Genomic DNA, 14,879 nt, shown 5'->3' with positions numbered 1-14,879 from the left:
TCCGGCCCGGTCAGTCAAAGGGACAATGCAAGCGGCGAGAACCCGTGCTCATGCTTGGCCGATCAGGTGGCTCCCGGACTCTTCAGGCCATGGAGACTGTGTCGGTCGCTCAAGCCGTCTACTTGAGGGGCTAGCGCGTCATTTTCCCGGATTATTCAGGTTAGTTCCTGTCGGCGCGGCAGGCATAAAAAAACCCGGCGAGGCCGGGTTTTTTTGCGCAGCGGGTTCAGTCTCAAGCGGTGAAGGCTTTGCCTTCGAACTGCTCGGCGACGAATTTCCAGTTCACCAGGTTCCAGAACGCCTCGACATACTTCGGACGGACGTTGCGGTAGTCGATGTAGTAGGCGTGTTCCCAGACGTCGCAGGTCAGCAGCGGGGTGTCGCCGCTGGTCAGCGGGTTGCCGGCGCCGATGGTGCTGGCCAGGGCCAGGGAGCCGTCAGCCTTTTTCACCAGCCAGCCCCAGCCGGAACCGAAGGTGCCGACGGAAGTCTTGGTGAACTCTTCCTTGAACTTGTCGAAGGAACCGAACGCGGCGTTGATGGCTTCAGCCAGCTTGCCGGTCGGTTGACCGCCGGCGTTTGGCGCCAGGCAGTTCCAGTAGAAAGTGTGGTTCCAGACCTGAGCGGCGTTGTTGAAGATGCCGCCGGAGGAAGACTTGACGATTTCTTCCAGGGTCTTGCCTTCGAACTCGGTGCCTGGCACCAGGTTGTTCAGGTTCACGACATAGGTGTTGTGGTGCTTGTCGTGGTGATACTCCAGGGTTTCCTTGGAGATGTGCGGCTGCAGGGCATCATGTGCATAAGGCAGCGGAGGCAATTCGAAAGCCATGGTGATTCTCCTAATCAGGTCAGTTGCGGTGAGCGCAAGGCCGATCACGGCGGCCATACAGGCGTGCGCCGGGGAGTTTGTACTCTTTGCGGCGCAAGACTCGGATCATAGCACCGGGGTGGCGGCTTAACCACGCAACAACTGTGTGGAATAGAGGTTCCAGAGCCTTTTGGAATAAGTCAGCCGGCGCCGATCAACTGGGCGGCGACGCTGAACATCATCACGGCCACCAGCAGATCGAGCAGGCGCCAGGTGGCCGGACGCGCCAGCCACGGGGCCAGCCACGCCGCGCCCAGGGCCAGGCTGAAGAACCACAGCAGCGAAGCGCTGGCGGCGCCCATCACGTAGGCGCCGGGCTCGGTCTGCTGGGCGCCGAGTGAACCGATCAGCAGCACGGTGTCGAGGTACACGTGGGGGTTGAGCAGGGTCACGGCGAGAGCGCTGAGCAGTACGGCGCGCAGTGAACGCACGGTCTGGCCTTCGCCTTGTTGCAGGCTCTGGCGGGAAAAGGCCCGGCGCAGTGCCAGGCTGCCGTACCAGAGCAGGAAGGCCGCGCCACCCCAGCGGGCGAACGCCAGCAGCGTCGGGTTGTGTGCCAGGACGGTGGCGAGGCCGAAGACCCCCGCGGCCACCAGGATCGCATCGCAGAGTACGCACAGGGCCGCCACCGGCAGGTGGTGTTCGCGACGCAGGCTCTGGGCCAGGACAAAGGCGTTCTGTGTGCCGATCGCCATGATCAGGCCGGCGGCCACCAGCATGCCATTTAGATAGCTCTGCCACATGACGCTTACTCCCCGTGTTCGGCCAATTGCCGCAAGACCTGCAGGGCGCGTTCGGCGTCGTCGCGACCGACGAACAGGTGGTCGTGGTAATAACCGGCGATCACGTTGCAACTGATACCGGCTTTGCCCAGGGCGCCGGCGAAAGCGGCGGTGAGGCCGACTGCTTCCAGGGCCGAGTGCACATTGAGGGTGATCCAGGCCGCCAGATAGTCGAACGGCAGGCCGAGGGCCTGGGCGTCTTCGCGACGCAGGATGACGGTCAGGCCCTCGCGTTCGCGAAAGCTGCCGATGGGCTCGCGGCCATTGAGCCGGCTGGCGTCGGTCAGGCTGCAGAAAACGTAGTCGCCCTCGTTGAGTTCGGGGCTCATGCTGCGCAGCAGCACGCTCAGGGAAGTTTCGCCGGCCATGTTGGTGTCCTTGGATAAACAGTGGATGTGGGCATTCTGCGGGGCGATGTTGTATAAGAAAAACAAATAGTGCTGATCGCCCATTAGGAAAACTGATGTTCGACTATAAATTGCTCTCCGCCCTGGCGGCCGTGGTCGAGCAGGCCGGCTTCGAACGGGCGGCCCAGGTGCTGGGGTTGTCGCAGTCGGCGATTTCCCAGCGGATCAAGTTGCTCGAAGCCCGGGTCGGCCAGCCGGTGCTGGTGCGGGCCACGCCACCGACCCCGACCGAGATCGGCCGGCGCCTGCTCAATCATGTGCAGCAGGTGCGTCTACTTGAACGCGACCTGCAGAGCCAGGTGCCGGCGCTGGACGAGGAGGGCCTGCCGGAACGCCTGCGTATTGCCCTGAATGCCGACAGCCTGGCGACCTGGTGGGGCGAGGCGGTGGGGGATTTCTGTGCTCGTCAGCACCTGCTGCTGGACCTGGTGGTGGAGGACCAGACCGTGGGCCTCAAGCGCATGCGTGCTGGCGAGGTAGCCGCGTGTGTCTGCGCCAGCGAGCGCCCGGTGGCCGGCGCCCGCAGCGTATTGCTGGGGGCAATGCGCTATCGCGCGCTGGCCAGCCCGGTGTTCATTGCCCGGCACTTTCCCCAAGGCATCGATGCGCAGACGCTGGCCCGCACGCCGGCGTTGGTGTTCGGTCCGGACGACTTTCTGCAACACCGTTACCTGGCGGCACTGGGCGTGGAGGGCGGTTTCGAACATCATCTGTGCCCGTCATCGGAAGGTTTTATCCGCCTGACCGAGGCCGGCCTGGGTTGGGGGCTGGTGCCGGAATTGCAGGTGCGCGGGCAGCTGGCCCGGGGCAGCCTGGTGGAATTGATCGCGGATAAAACCATCGATGTGCCGTTGTACTGGCATCATTGGCGCAACGGCGGGCAATTGCTCGGGCAGTTGACCGAGCACCTGGCACGTTCGGCGGCGCAATGGCTGGTGCCTCTGGCATGATCGGCGGCGTCCAGGTAGCAGGCAGGACGAATCAAGGTATGTGGAGCAATCGATGAAAATTCTGGTTACCGGCGCAAGCGGCTTTATCGGCGGGCGCTTTGCGCGTTGCGCCCTGGAGCAGGGCCATGAGGTGCGGGTCAATGGCCGCCGGGCCGAGAGTGTCGAGCATCTGGTGCGGCGTGGCGCCGAGTTTATCCAGGGCGACCTCAGCGACCCGCAGTTGGTGCGCGAGCTGTGCCACGATGTCGAGGCCGTGGTGCATTGCGCCGGCGCGGTGGGTTTGTGGGGGCGCTACCAGGACTTCCACCAGGGCAATGTGCTGGTCACCGAGAACGTGGTCGAGGCCTGCCTCAAGCAGCAGGTCCGGCGCCTGGTGCATCTGTCGTCGCCGTCGATCTATTTCGACGGTCGCTCGCACCTGGGCTTGACCGAGGAGCAGGTGCCCAAGCGTTTCAAGCACCCTTACGCGGCGACCAAGTACCTGGCCGAGCAGAAGGTCTTCGGTGCCCAGGAGTTCGGCCTCGAAGTCCTGGCGCTACGCCCGCGCTTCGTCACCGGTGCCGGCGATATGAGCATCTTCCCGCGCCTGCTGAAGATGCAGCACAAAGGCCGGCTGTCAATTGTCGGCAACGGCCTGAACAAGGTCGATTTCACCAGCGTGCACAACCTCAACGAAGCCTTGCTGAGCAGCCTGCAGGTCGGTGAATCAGCCCTGGGCAAGGCCTACAATATCAGCAACGGCACCCCCATTCCGTTGTGGGATGTGGTGAACTACGTGATGCGCCAGATGCAGGTGCCGCAGGTGACCCGCTACCGCTCCTTCGGCCTGGCCTACAGCGTCGCGGCCTTGAACGAAAGTGCCTGCGCCCTCTGGCCGGGACGCCCGGAACCGACCCTGTCGCGCCTGGGCATGCAGGTGATGAACAAGGATTTCACCCTCGACATCAGCCGCGCCAGGCATTATCTCGGGTACGACCCCAAGGTCAGCCTGTGGGCGGCCCTCGACGAGTTCTGTGCCTGGTGGAAAGCCCAGGACCCGGCGGCCGTTTAAATATTCGGTTACCACAACTGAACCGAGTTCCGGGTTCAGGGTCGATCAGAGCGGTGGGTTGGGCGGTTATACTCGCTGCATTTCGCTATCACTGCGGTTCAGAAAGGTTCCTTCATGCGTAACGATGCCAACGACGATTTTGATGATGTGCCCAGCCTGCGTGCCGATGCGGACGACCATGAGGAACATGTGGGCACCGCGCCCGTGCGTGAACGCACGCGTACCCAGGTCGCCGCCACGCCACGGCTCAAGGTCAAGGTGCCGAGCACCGGGCCGCTGTGGGCGCTGGTCGGGGCCTTGTTCATTGCCTTCGCTGGCCTTGCCTGGTGGAGTTTCCAGCAGATCAGCCTGATGGAGCAGCAACTGGTGGCGACCCAGGAAAGCTTTGCGCGTATCAGCGAGGAAGCGGCTGGGCGTTTGCAGGCGATTTCCGGGAAAGTGGTCGCCAGCGAGTCAAGCGTCAACAGCGACAGCGAAGCGCTGAAGTTGCAGATCCGTCAGCTTGAAGGCAAGTTGCTCGAGCAGGGCCGCCAGCAACAGGGCGTTGCCGGGCAGGCCACCGGCCTTGAGCAGCGGCTGCAACAGATGAGCGCGTTGACGGCGGACCAGCAGACCGCCAACACCCAGTTGCAGGCCCAGGTCAAAAGCCTGACGGCGGAACTGGCCAGCCTGAAGGCCGGCCAGGGCGACGCGGGCAAGCTCGACGCGCAGGTGAAGAGCAACGCCGCCGAAATTGCCGCCTTGAAAAAGCAGGGTAATAGCAGCGCGGCGGTCGAGCGTATCGAACAGGAACTGATCGTGCTCAAGAGCGAGCAGGACAACCGTCAGGCCGCGGGTGGACAGGCGGCTGGCAACACGGCGGAGTTCGATGCCTTCCGTGGGCAGGTCACGCGCAATATCACCACCCTGCAGAACCAGATCCAGAACCTGCAGGAGCAGATCAGCGCCAAGCCCGGAGCATAGCGCCTGGCTTCAGGGCCTCTTCGCGGGCAATCGAGCGTCGACCGGCCGCTCCTACAGTTTCGTGTCGTACACAAGATTTGTATTCGACGCTGAACTGTAGGAGCAGGGCTTGCCCGCGAAGCTTTTGGCGACCACGCGGTATGGCGGGGGAATTTTTGGTTTCAGGGCACTCGCCAAGGGTTTCACGGTCTGATCAGGTGTAGGCGGGCATTGGCCCGCCTACGTCGGTCAGCGTCGCTGTCCGGCGCCCCTTAGCGGTCCAGGAGGCCGCCATGTACCCTCGAATCCTTCTCGCTGCAAGCCTGTCCCTGCTGCTGTCCGCGTGCGTGCCCTACTACGATGGTGGGGCCACCTACTACCGCTCCGATGTCTACACCGCCCCGGCCCCGGCCTATTACTACGGCGACGGCTCCTACTACCGGCACGACTATTATGTACCCGCGCCACGCTATTACGCACCGACCTATCGCCCTTACCCGAACCGGGGTTGGGGTTGGGATCGGCATCAATGGAGCGGTGACGACCATGGCGGCCGCGGTGGTCACCGTGGCGACGGTGGCCGTGGACACGGCAACGGCAACGGACGCTGACCCGGGCAACTTCGATCAGTAGTCCGACAAGTCCGCCAGCGGGTGACGTCCCTCCCAGGCCTTGTGGAAGTGCGCCTCGACCACCGCTTCCGGCACGGCGGCGATATCCGGCCAATGCCAGCGCGGTTCGCCGTCCTTGTCGATCAGCCGTGCCCGCACGCCTTCGCTGAACTCCGGATGACGGCAGCAGTTGAGGCTCAGGGTGTATTCCATCTGGAACACCTGCGCCAGCGACAGGTGCCGGGCCCGGGCGATCTGTTCCCAGACCAGGTGCGCGGTCAGCGGGCAGCCTTCCTTGAGTTGCCTGGCCGCCCGGGCCAGGCGTTTGTCGGCGTCTTCGGCCAATTGCGCAATGGCCTTCCAGGCACAGTGCACATCGCTGACATCCAGCAATTCATCGATGCGATCACGTAGCGGCAACCATTGCGCCTGCGGCTGCGGTTGCTGATCGCGGGCCTGACGCTCCAGGGCCTTGAGCAGGCTGTTGAGCTGCATCGCCGTCTGTTCCTGCCAATTGAGTTGCAACAGCCCTTCGATCAGCTCTTCCTGTTGATCGTCGCTCAGCAGCCGGTCGGCCAGGCCCAGGTCGATGGCATCGCGAGCGTTCATCTGCGCGCCGGTCAGGCCGAGGAACAACCCCAGCTTGCCTGGCAGTCGCGACAGGAACCAACTGGCGCCGACATCCGGGTACAAACCGATGCCGATCTCCGGCATCGCCAGGCGGCTGCTCGGGGTGACGATACGAATGGACGCGCCTTGCAGCAGGCCCATGCCGCCGCCGAGGACATAACCATGGGCCCAGCACAGCACCGGCTTGGGATAGGTGTGCAGGCGATAGTCGAGGCGGTACTCCGAGGCAAAGAACACGCTGGCCAGCGGAGGTACGGCGCCGGGGTGCGCCTGGCAGGCCTGGGCCAGGCTGCGCACTTCGCCGCCGGCGCAGAAAGCCCGGGCGCCGTTGCCGCGCAACAGCACGCAGGCAATGTTCGGATCCCGCGCCCAGGTCTCCAGACGTTCGTCCAGAACCTGGATCATCGGCAGGGACAGCGCGTTGAGGGTGTGTTCGGCATCCAGGGTGGCGATACCCAGGCGGGCACCGTTGATACCGGTGAGCTCTTCGAAATGCAGGTTCATCGTGACCTCGCTACTCGTTGAATGCACAGTATGATCCTTGTGTGGGAAAGTGCCGGTTCTGTCGCGGATCAATTGACAAGCGTGATGGGCTTTCCTAGTGTCCGCCCCATTGTTATTTCCGGACACGATCATGACCGACGAAGACCGCATCAAACTCGAGCCCAGCTGGAAGCAGGCGCTCCGTGAAGAGTTCGACAAGCCCTACATGAGCGAGTTGCGAGAATTTCTGCGCCAGGAGCGTGCCGCCGGGAAAGAGATCTACCCGCCGGGCCCGCTGATCTTCAATGCCATGAACACCACGCCGCTGGATCAGGTGAAGGTGGTGATCATCGGCCAGGACCCCTACCACGGCCCCGGTCAGGCCCATGGCCTGTGCTTTTCGGTGCAGCCAGGTGTTCCGGCGCCACCGTCGCTGGTCAATATCTACAAGGAATTGCAGCGCGACCTGAATATCGACATTCCCAAGCATGGCTACCTGCAAAGCTGGGCCGAGCAGGGCGTGTTGTTGCTCAACACCACCATGACCGTGGAACGCGGCATCGCCGCCTCACACGCCAATCGTGGCTGGCAGTTCTTTACCGATCGGATTATCGAGGTGGTCAGCGAGCGCCAGGACAAACTGGTGTTCCTGCTGTGGGGTGCCCATGCCCAGGGCAAGCAGAAGCTGATCGACGCGACCAAGCACCTGGTGTTGAAGTCGGTGCACCCGTCGCCGTTGTCGGCCTATCGCGGTTTTATCGGCTGCGGGCATTTCAGCCGGACCAACAAGTTCCTCGAACAGAACGGCCTGGCGCCGATTCAGTGGGCCTTGCCGCCGCTCTGACGGTCTTGCCCACCCCCTGTAGGAGCGAGCTTGCTCGCGATGGACGACCAGACACCACGGGGCATCAGACTACCCGCGTTATCGTTGACCACCATCGCGAGCAAGCTCGCTCCTACAGGGAGAAGTGACAGTTCGTCAGTTCTCAAGCATTCGCCAATGCGCGGCGCTGGGCCGAACGCTTGCGCCAGATCCGCAGCAGCGGCATCAGCAGCATGATCGCCGTCAGTGCCCAGACCCCCGCCGTGATCGGGCTCGACCAGAGAATTTCCAGCGCACCGTTGGAAATCGACAGCGCCCGGCGCAGGTTCGACTCCATCAATCCGCCGAGGATAAAGCCGAGCAATACCGGCGACAGCGGGAAATCCAGTTTGCGCAGGATATAGCCGAAGATACCGATGCCGACCATCAGGAACAGGTCGAAGGTGGTGGCGTGGACGGCGTAGACCCCGATCGCGGTGATGATGGCGATCACCGGCACCAGCGCCCAGTTCGGCACGGCGAGGATGCGGGTGAAGATACGGATCATCGGGATATTGAGGATCACCAGCATGACGTTGGCGATAAACAATGACGCGATCAGACCCCAGACGATGTCCGGCTGCTGCTGGAACAACAGCGGGCCGGGGGTGATGTTGTACAGCGACAGGGCGCCGATCATCACCGCCGTGGTCCCGGAACCGGGGACGCCGAGGGTCAGCATCGGCACCAGGGCACCGCAGGCCGAGGCGCCGATGGCGGTTTCCGGTGCGGCGAGGCCACGTTTGTCACCTTGGCCGAAGGTGCCGCTGGCACCCGCCAGGCGTTTTTCCGTCATATAGGCCACGGCACTGGCCAGTGTCGCGCCGGCACCCGGCAACACGCCCATGATGAAACCCAGCAGGCCGCAACGGATATTCACCACGAACACCGAGGCGGCTTCCTTGAAGTTGAACATCATCCGCCCGGTAGCTTTCACCGCTTCCTGGCCGCGATGGGTCTTTTCCAGCAGCAGGAGGATTTCACTGATGGAAAACAGGCCCAGCACCAGCACCACGAACTGGATGCCGTCGGTGAGGTGGATATTGTCGCCGGTGAAACGGTACACACCGCTGTTGGCATCGATCCCGACACTCGACAGGAACAGGCCGATCAGCGCCGCGATAAAAGTCTTCAGCGGTCGGTCGCCGGCCATGCCGCCAAGGCAGACGATGGCAAAGACCATCAGCACGAAGTACTCCGCCGGACCGAAGGCAATCGCCCATTTCGCCAGCAACGGGGCGAACAGCACCATGCCGCAGGTGGCGATAAAGGCACCGATGAACGAGCTCCAGGCCGACAGCGACAGGGCTACGCCGGCCAGGCCCTGGCGGGCCATGGGGTAGCCGTCGAGGGTGGTCATCACGGTGGAGGCTTCGCCGGGGATATTGAGCAGGATCGAGCTGATCCGCCCGCCGTACTCGCAACCCAGGTACACCGCCGCCAGCAGGATCAGCGCCGACTCCGGCGGCAGGCCGAGGGCGAAGGCAATCGGGATCAGCAGCGCCACGCCGTTGATCGGGCCCAGGCCCGGGAGCAGGCCGACGACGGTGCCGATCAGGGTCCCGCACAGTGCGGTCACCAGGTTGTAGGGGCTCAGGGCGACGCCGAAGCCCTGGCCCAGATAGCCGAAAGTATCCATGTCAGTTCTCCAGTACGTCGAGCAATCCGAGGGGCAGCGGCACATCCATGGCTTTATCGAACAGCAGATACAGCCCGACGCTCATCAGGCTGATGATCACGGCGCTGGGCAACCAGCGGCCGCCGTACAGGCGCGCCATGGGGATGCCCACCAGGATGCTGCTGAGGATGAAACCCAGGGATTCGAAGGTGGCGGCGAACGCCAGCAACAGCACCACGCAAACACCGATCTTGCGCAAGGTGGCACGGTCCAGCGGCGGCTCTTCTTCGCTGTGCACAATGGGGGTGGGACGAAACAGCAGGTACAGCAGGCCCAGGCCCATCAGGCCGAGCATCAGCAGCGGGTAGGCGCGGGGGCCGACCGGTTCGTAGGAAAAGGCTGCCTGATAGGGCCAGGCCATCAATGCCAGGCCGGCGCAGGCCAGCAGCAACACGACGGCAAACAGTCGTTGTAGAAGCATGGGACGAACTCCTGTGGCGCGCCCCTTTGCAGGGGCGCGAACGCTAGGCGCGGATGATCACTGGATCAGGCCGAATTCCTTGGCCAGCACCTTGTAGTCGGCGACCTGTTTCTTCACATAGGTGTCGAGCTCGGGGCCGGTCATGGCGAAAGGGAAGAGTTCGCGCTGGTCGCGCAGCTTGGCGAAGTCTTCCGAGGCCAGGAGTTTGTCGAAGGCGGCTTTCCACCAGGCGTAGTCTTCGTCACTGACCTTTGGCCCCAGGTAGAAACCGCGCACCACCGGCCAGACAATGTCGTAGCCCTGTTCCTTGGCGGTGGGGATGTTCTTCATTTCCTCTTCGTCCAGGCGCTTTTCGGCGAACACCGCCAGCAGGCGCATATCGCCGCTCTGGATATGGGGCATGGAGTCGGAAATGTCGGTGCTGCCGACCTGGATATGTCCGCCCATCAGCGCGGTGACGATTTCACCGCCGCCTTCGAGGGCCACGTAGCGCAGATCACGGGGGTTGATCCCGGCGGCCTTGGCGATCAGCGCGGTCTGCATCCAGTCCTGGCTGCCGACGGTGCCGCCGGAGCCGATGACCACCTTGCTCGGGTCGGCCTTCAGCGCCTTGACCAGGTCGTCGAGGGTTTTATACGGCGAGTCGCTTTTCACCGCGATGGCCCCGTAGCTGGTGCCGACGGCCGCCAGCCAGCGCACCGCGCCTTCGTCGAAGCGGCCGAACTTGCCTTGCGCCAGGTTCAGCAGCGAACCGCTGGACCAGGCCACGAGGGTGCCGGCATCGGCCGGGCGCTGGGCGACCACGGCGTTGTAGGCCACGGCCCCGACGCCACCGGGCATGTAGGTGACACGCATGGGTTTGCTGAGGATCTTTTCGTTGACCAGGGCACTTTGCGCCAGCTTGCAGGTCAGGTCGAAACCACCGCCGGGGGAGGCCGGGGCAATGCATTCGGGGCGTTTGGGTTCGGCGGCGCAGAGGTGTCCGGCAAACAGCAGGCAGCCGGCGGCGAGGGCGAAGGTGCGCAATGGCAACATCATGGGTGACTCCATTATTGTTCTTATTCGAACGAAAACGCATCGAGGCGTTTTCGGGTTTCCAAGGACCTGCTCCGACGGTGGTCGTCACTGTCCGTGAGGGGACTCTAATGGGTCAACCTTTCACCAGGCTTTCAGCGCAAAAGGTCCGCTGAACTCGGCCGGCGATGGCTAGCGGCGCTTTGTTTATCCGGTAGACTCCCGGCCAAAAGGGCGTTTAAGTCAGCCCGGTCGAGGTAGGAAATCCATGCGCGTGCTTCTGGTCGAAGACCATCCCCAACTGGCTGAAAGTGTTGCCCAGGCGCTCAAGAGCGCGGGTTTGACCGTGGATGTGCTGCACGATGGGGTGGCCGCCGACCTGGCCTTGAGCAGCGAGGAATACGCCGTGGCGATCCTCGACGTGGGCCTGCCGCGCCTGGACGGTTTTGAAGTCCTGGCCCGTTTGCGCGCCCGCGGCAAGAACCTGCCGGTGCTGATGCTCACCGCGCGCAGTGATGTGAAGGACCGCGTCCATGGCCTGAACCTGGGGGCCGACGATTACCTGGCCAAGCCGTTCGAACTCACTGAGCTGGAAGCACGGGTCAAGGCGCTGCTGCGCCGTAGCGTGCTCGGCGGTGAGCGCCAGCAACGTTGTGGGCCGCTGGTCTACGACCTGGACACCCGGCGTTTCAGCCTCGGTGACGAACTGCTGACCCTGACTTCGCGCGAACAAGCGGTGCTCGAGGCACTGATTGCCCGACCGGGTCGGGTGATGAGCAAGGAGCAGTTGGCCGCGCAGGTCTTCGGCCTGGACGAGGAGGCCAGCGCCGATGCCATCGAGATCTACGTGCACCGCCTGCGCAAGAAGCTCGACGGCCAGGCGGTGGTCATCGTCACCTTCCGTGGCCTCGGCTATCTGCTGGAACACCGCGATGCATAAGGCCGGCAGCCTGCGTTGGCGGCTGCTGTGGAACCTGGCGTTGTTGCTGGTGGCATTGATGCTCGCCAGCGGCTGGAGCGCTTATTACAACGGTCGCGAAGCGGCGGATACGGCCTATGACCGTACCTTGCTGGCCTCGGCGCGGACCATCGCCGCCGGCCTCTCGCAACGCGACGGCAGCCTGAGCGCCAACGTGCCCTACGTGGCCCTGGACACCTTTGCCTATGACAGCGCCGGGCGGATCTACTACCAGGTCAACGACATCCACCAGCAGTTGATTTCCGGTTACGAAAACCTCCCCGCACCGCCGCCCGGCACGCCGCGCACCGATGACTATCCGGCGCTGGCGCGCTTCTACGACGGCCAATATCGCGGGCAGAACGTGCGGGTGGTGAGCCTGCTCAAGGCGGTCAGCGAACCGAACATGAACGGCATGGCGGAAATCCGAGTGGCCGAAACCGATGAGGCGCGGGTGAACATGGCCCGTAGCCTGATGGCCGACACCCTGCTGCGCCTGGGAATGCTGGCGGGGGGCGCGTTGCTGCTGGTGGGCTTTGCCGTGAGCGCGGCCTTGCGTCCGTTGGAGCGTTTGCGCGCGGCGGTGGAAGAGCGCCAGCCGGACGATCTGCGGCCCTTGCCGCTGGTGGAGGTGCAGCATGAACTCTGGCCATTGGTGCGCTCGCTCAATCACTTCACCGAACGCCTGCGTCGGCAGTTCGAGCGCCAGGGGCAGTTTATCGCCGACGCCGCCCATGAACTGCGCACGCCGCTGGCGGCGCTCAAGGCGCGTCTTGAGCTGGGCTTGCGGGCGAACGAGCCGGCGATCTGGCGCGAGACCCTGGAAACCACGGCCCAGGGTACCGATCGCCTGACCCATCTGGCCAACCAGTTGCTGTCGCTGGCGCGGATCGAAAATGGCGCGCGGGCGATTGCCGAGGGCGGCGCGCAGTTGCTCGATCTCAGTCAGCTGGCGCGGGAGTTGGGCATGGCGATGGCGCCGCTGGCCCATGCGCGGGGTGTGGCGTTGGCGTTGGAGGCCGACGAGCCGGTGTGGTTGCGGGGTGAGCCGACCTTGCTCAACGAGTTGTTGAGCAACCTGGTGGACAACGCCCTGGCCCATACACCGTCCGGTGGCAATGTGATCCTGCGGGTCGGCTTGCCGGCAGTGCTGGAGGTCGAGGACGACGGGCCGGGGATTCCGTTGGAGGAGCGGGGGCGGGTCTTCGAGCGTTTTTACCGGCGTCATCAGCAGGGCGTCGGTGCCGGGCTGGGTTTGGCGATTGTCGGCGAGATCTGTCGGGCGCATCTGGCGCAGATCAGTCTGCATGAGGCCCAGCCCCACGGTTTGAAGGTCCGTGTGAGCTTTATCGCCGGATCAGTCTAGCGGAACATCTCCCGCGCTTCGTTGAGCTGGTCACTGAGGGCGCTGCTCTGCGCATCCAGCCCCAGCTTGATAAAGGCTTTCAAGTCGCCCAGGGCGATTTGCCCGAAAGGATGCGCCGTGCCCTGATGGCAAAACACACTGGCGATCTGCACCAGGCCGATATAGTCGACGCCCTTGCTGTCACGCTCCAGGTTCAGGTATTGCCCGGGCAGCTTGGCGAGCATCTCCGGAAACTCCCAGACCTTCAGCAACTCGTCGCCGAGCAACGGGTGAATGCTGTCGATCACATGATCCAGGCTCAGCGGATCGGCGAGCAACTCATAGTGGTCCTCGGCATAGGTCAGGATCGGCAGAACGCCGATCTGGTGCACGAGCCCACCCAGCGCCGCCTGGTCCGGCTTGAGCAGGGTGAAGTTGCGGCACAGCACGTAGCAGACCCCGGCGATCTCCAGGCTCTTGCGCCAGACCTCGCGCATCTTCTGTTCCACCACCTCGGAGCGGGCATGGAAAATCTGCTCCATGACCAGGCCGATGGCCAGGTTGCTGCTGTAGTTGACGCCCAGCCGGGTGATAGCCGTGTGCAGGTCGGTAACTTCATGGCTGGCCCGCAGCAACGGGCTGTTGACCACCTTGATCAGGCGCGCCGACAAGGCAGTGTCGCCACCGATCACTTTGCTCAAGGTGCTGACACTGATCTCCGGATCTTCCGCCGCCTTGCGAATCTTCAGGGCCACTTCCGGGAGGGTCGGCAGAACCAGGTCATCGTTGTCGATGGCCTTGACCAAATCCCGTTGGACCTTTTCCGCCAGCTTGTTCATTTCAATTCTCTAGGGCGGTGCGTTTAACGCTGGATTTCGCTGTCGCGGTCCAGTTGATAGGGCAAGTCCAGTAATGTCAGGGCCGGACCTTGCAAATCGCCCAGGTGCACATGACCTTCCTGCGCAGCTTCGGCTTGCAGAACGGCCAGGAGTTCAATGCCATTTTCCGCTCGGGCGGCGATCACCACTTCACCGATGGCGCTGCCATGGGAGGGAGCGAACAGCGTACTACCCGGTTCCGGCAGCTGGTCGGCCACCAGCGCCAGACGATAAAGGCGGCGCTTGAGCTTGCCCAGGTACTGCATGCGGGCGACGATTTCCTGCCCTGTATAGCAGCCTTTCTTGAAGCTTACGCCACCGACCGCCTGCAAATTGAGCATTTGTGGAATAAACAGTTCGCGGGTCTGCGGCATGACCTGGCCGATACCGGCACGCACCTGGCCGAGCAGCCAGGTGTTCAGATCGGCTTCATGCAGCTGTGCGGCCAGATGCTCGCGCACCCGGGCGGCCTGATCCGCTGGAACCCAGAGTTCGCTGCGTCCCGGGGAAACCCGCAGGGCGATCAGATTGTCCGCGCGGACCACCGCGTCGGTCTCTGTCGGCAGCTCAAGACCCAGGCCGCGCAAGGCGGCGTCGCCGTCGCCGAGGCCGAAACGGACCCAGCCGGCGCTTTCGTCGGTGAGCTTGGATTTGGAGAACACCGCGTATTTTTTCAGGTCCGCCAGTTGCGGCTCCAGCAGCTCGCCGGCCATCGCCAGCAGCACGCCGTCACCTTCGAGCAGGATACGGAAGCTCGACTGCATGCGGCCTTTTTGCGTGCAGCGGGCACCGAGGCTGGCCCGCACGTCACTCAGGTAGTTGAGGTTGCAGGTCAGCTGGCCCTGGAGAAACTTGGTGGCGTCGGAGCCGCGGACGGCAAGAACGCCTTCGTGGGTCAGCGTGCAGAAAAAAGCGGAATCGGCCATGGGTCATCGCAGCGGAATAAAGGATGGGAGACATCATAGAGGGGCGCCTGGCAAATGGGTAGTTCACAACAGT

The 14,879-nt window shown here is 63.6% G+C and carries 16 protein-coding genes; 7 read left to right on the top strand and 9 right to left on the bottom strand.

Annotation, left to right across the window (positions count from 1 at the left end; genetic code table 11):
• Window positions 1-232: 232 nt before the first annotated feature.
• The 3 genes from sodB to HX830_RS22650 all read right to left on the bottom strand — a co-directional run bounded on the left by sodB (window position 233) and on the right by HX830_RS22650 (window position 2,018).
• Window positions 233-829 carry a superoxide dismutase [Fe] gene (gene sodB / locus HX830_RS22660; RefSeq protein WP_103498275.1) on the bottom strand — a complete coding sequence of 199 codons (597 nt, stop codon included), beginning with the start codon at window positions 827-829 and terminating at the stop codon, window positions 233-235.
• Window positions 830-1,008: 179 nt separating this feature from the next.
• Complete coding sequence (locus tag HX830_RS22655; protein WP_103498276.1) at window positions 1,009-1,611, bottom strand: LysE/ArgO family amino acid transporter; 603 nt, start codon at window positions 1,609-1,611, stop codon at window positions 1,009-1,011.
• A 5-nt stretch (window positions 1,612-1,616) separates the two neighbouring features.
• Window positions 1,617-2,018 (bottom strand): ACT domain-containing protein, encoded by a 402-nt coding sequence (locus HX830_RS22650; RefSeq protein WP_103498295.1) that lies wholly within the window; start codon window positions 2,016-2,018, stop codon window positions 1,617-1,619.
• Window positions 2,019-2,113: 95 nt separating this feature from the next.
• Here HX830_RS22650 and HX830_RS22645 point away from each other — a divergent pair, with 95 nt between their 5' ends.
• The 4 genes from HX830_RS22645 to HX830_RS22630 all read left to right on the top strand — a co-directional run bounded on the left by HX830_RS22645 (window position 2,114) and on the right by HX830_RS22630 (window position 5,611).
• Window positions 2,114-3,007 carry a LysR family transcriptional regulator ArgP gene (locus HX830_RS22645; protein ID WP_152741326.1) on the top strand — a complete coding sequence of 298 codons (894 nt, stop codon included), beginning with the start codon at window positions 2,114-2,116 and terminating at the stop codon, window positions 3,005-3,007.
• A 52-nt stretch (window positions 3,008-3,059) separates the two neighbouring features.
• Window positions 3,060-4,058 carry an NAD-dependent epimerase/dehydratase family protein gene (locus tag HX830_RS22640; RefSeq protein ID WP_152741325.1) on the top strand — a complete coding sequence of 333 codons (999 nt, stop codon included), beginning with the start codon at window positions 3,060-3,062 and terminating at the stop codon, window positions 4,056-4,058.
• 114 nt (window positions 4,059-4,172) lie between these two features.
• Window positions 4,173-5,021 (top strand): ATPase, encoded by an 849-nt coding sequence (locus tag HX830_RS22635; RefSeq protein WP_152741324.1) that lies wholly within the window; start codon window positions 4,173-4,175, stop codon window positions 5,019-5,021.
• A 272-nt stretch (window positions 5,022-5,293) separates the two neighbouring features.
• On the top strand, window positions 5,294-5,611 hold the full coding sequence (locus HX830_RS22630) for a hypothetical protein (protein ID WP_177102750.1): 318 nt from the start codon (window positions 5,294-5,296) through the stop codon (window positions 5,609-5,611).
• Window positions 5,612-5,626: 15 nt separating this feature from the next.
• On the opposite strand, the gene HX830_RS22625 is transcribed toward HX830_RS22630, so the two are convergent.
• On the bottom strand, window positions 5,627-6,745 hold the full coding sequence (locus tag HX830_RS22625) for an enoyl-CoA hydratase/isomerase family protein (RefSeq protein WP_177102748.1): 1,119 nt from the start codon (window positions 6,743-6,745) through the stop codon (window positions 5,627-5,629).
• Between the two features lie 130 nt (window positions 6,746-6,875).
• On the opposite strand from HX830_RS22625, the gene ung reads away from it, so the two are divergent.
• Window positions 6,876-7,568, top strand: coding sequence for a uracil-DNA glycosylase (gene ung, locus HX830_RS22620; protein ID WP_103498282.1), 693 nt, complete (start codon window positions 6,876-6,878; stop codon window positions 7,566-7,568).
• A 142-nt stretch (window positions 7,569-7,710) separates the two neighbouring features.
• Here the strand turns inward: ung and HX830_RS22615 are convergent, their stop codons facing one another.
• From HX830_RS22615 to HX830_RS22605, 3 genes are read right to left on the bottom strand one after another with little or no spacing between them, the layout of a single operon-like run.
• A complete protein-coding gene (locus HX830_RS22615; RefSeq protein WP_103498283.1) occupies window positions 7,711-9,225 on the bottom strand; it encodes a tripartite tricarboxylate transporter permease in 1,515 nt (504 codons plus the stop codon).
• Window position 9,226: 1 nt separating this feature from the next.
• On the bottom strand, window positions 9,227-9,685 hold the full coding sequence (locus HX830_RS22610) for a tripartite tricarboxylate transporter TctB family protein (protein WP_177102746.1): 459 nt from the start codon (window positions 9,683-9,685) through the stop codon (window positions 9,227-9,229).
• A 57-nt stretch (window positions 9,686-9,742) separates the two neighbouring features.
• Window positions 9,743-10,723, bottom strand: coding sequence for a Bug family tripartite tricarboxylate transporter substrate binding protein (locus tag HX830_RS22605; protein ID WP_103498285.1), 981 nt, complete (start codon window positions 10,721-10,723; stop codon window positions 9,743-9,745).
• Between the two features lie 244 nt (window positions 10,724-10,967).
• Here HX830_RS22605 and HX830_RS22600 point away from each other — a divergent pair, with 244 nt between their 5' ends.
• Both HX830_RS22600 and HX830_RS22595 read left to right on the top strand, forming a co-directional pair.
• Complete coding sequence (locus tag HX830_RS22600) at window positions 10,968-11,639, top strand: response regulator (protein WP_103498286.1); 672 nt, start codon at window positions 10,968-10,970, stop codon at window positions 11,637-11,639.
• Window positions 11,632-13,023, top strand: a complete 1,392-nt coding sequence (locus HX830_RS22595) for a sensor histidine kinase (RefSeq protein WP_152741319.1) — start codon at window positions 11,632-11,634, stop codon at window positions 13,021-13,023. Before HX830_RS22600 ends, HX830_RS22595 begins: the two co-directional genes overlap by 8 nt.
• Here HX830_RS22595 and HX830_RS22590 read toward each other — a convergent pair.
• Together HX830_RS22590 and ygfZ are read right to left on the bottom strand one after the other, a co-directional pair.
• Window positions 13,020-13,841: an HDOD domain-containing protein gene (locus tag HX830_RS22590; protein WP_103498288.1), complete on the bottom strand. Its 822-nt coding sequence runs from the start codon at window positions 13,839-13,841 to the stop codon at window positions 13,020-13,022. The genes HX830_RS22595 and HX830_RS22590 overlap by 4 nt on opposite strands.
• A 23-nt stretch (window positions 13,842-13,864) precedes the next feature.
• A complete protein-coding gene (ygfZ, locus tag HX830_RS22585) occupies window positions 13,865-14,806 on the bottom strand; it encodes a CAF17-like 4Fe-4S cluster assembly/insertion protein YgfZ (RefSeq protein WP_152741318.1) in 942 nt (313 codons plus the stop codon).
• Between the last annotated feature and the right edge of the window lie 73 nt (window positions 14,807-14,879).

It is taken from the genome of Pseudomonas gingeri (assembly GCF_013385425.1).
GTDB classification, from domain to species: Bacteria; Pseudomonadota; Gammaproteobacteria; order Pseudomonadales; family Pseudomonadaceae; genus Aquipseudomonas; species Aquipseudomonas gingeri_D.
This window is presented reverse-complemented; position numbering and strand designations above follow the sequence as displayed.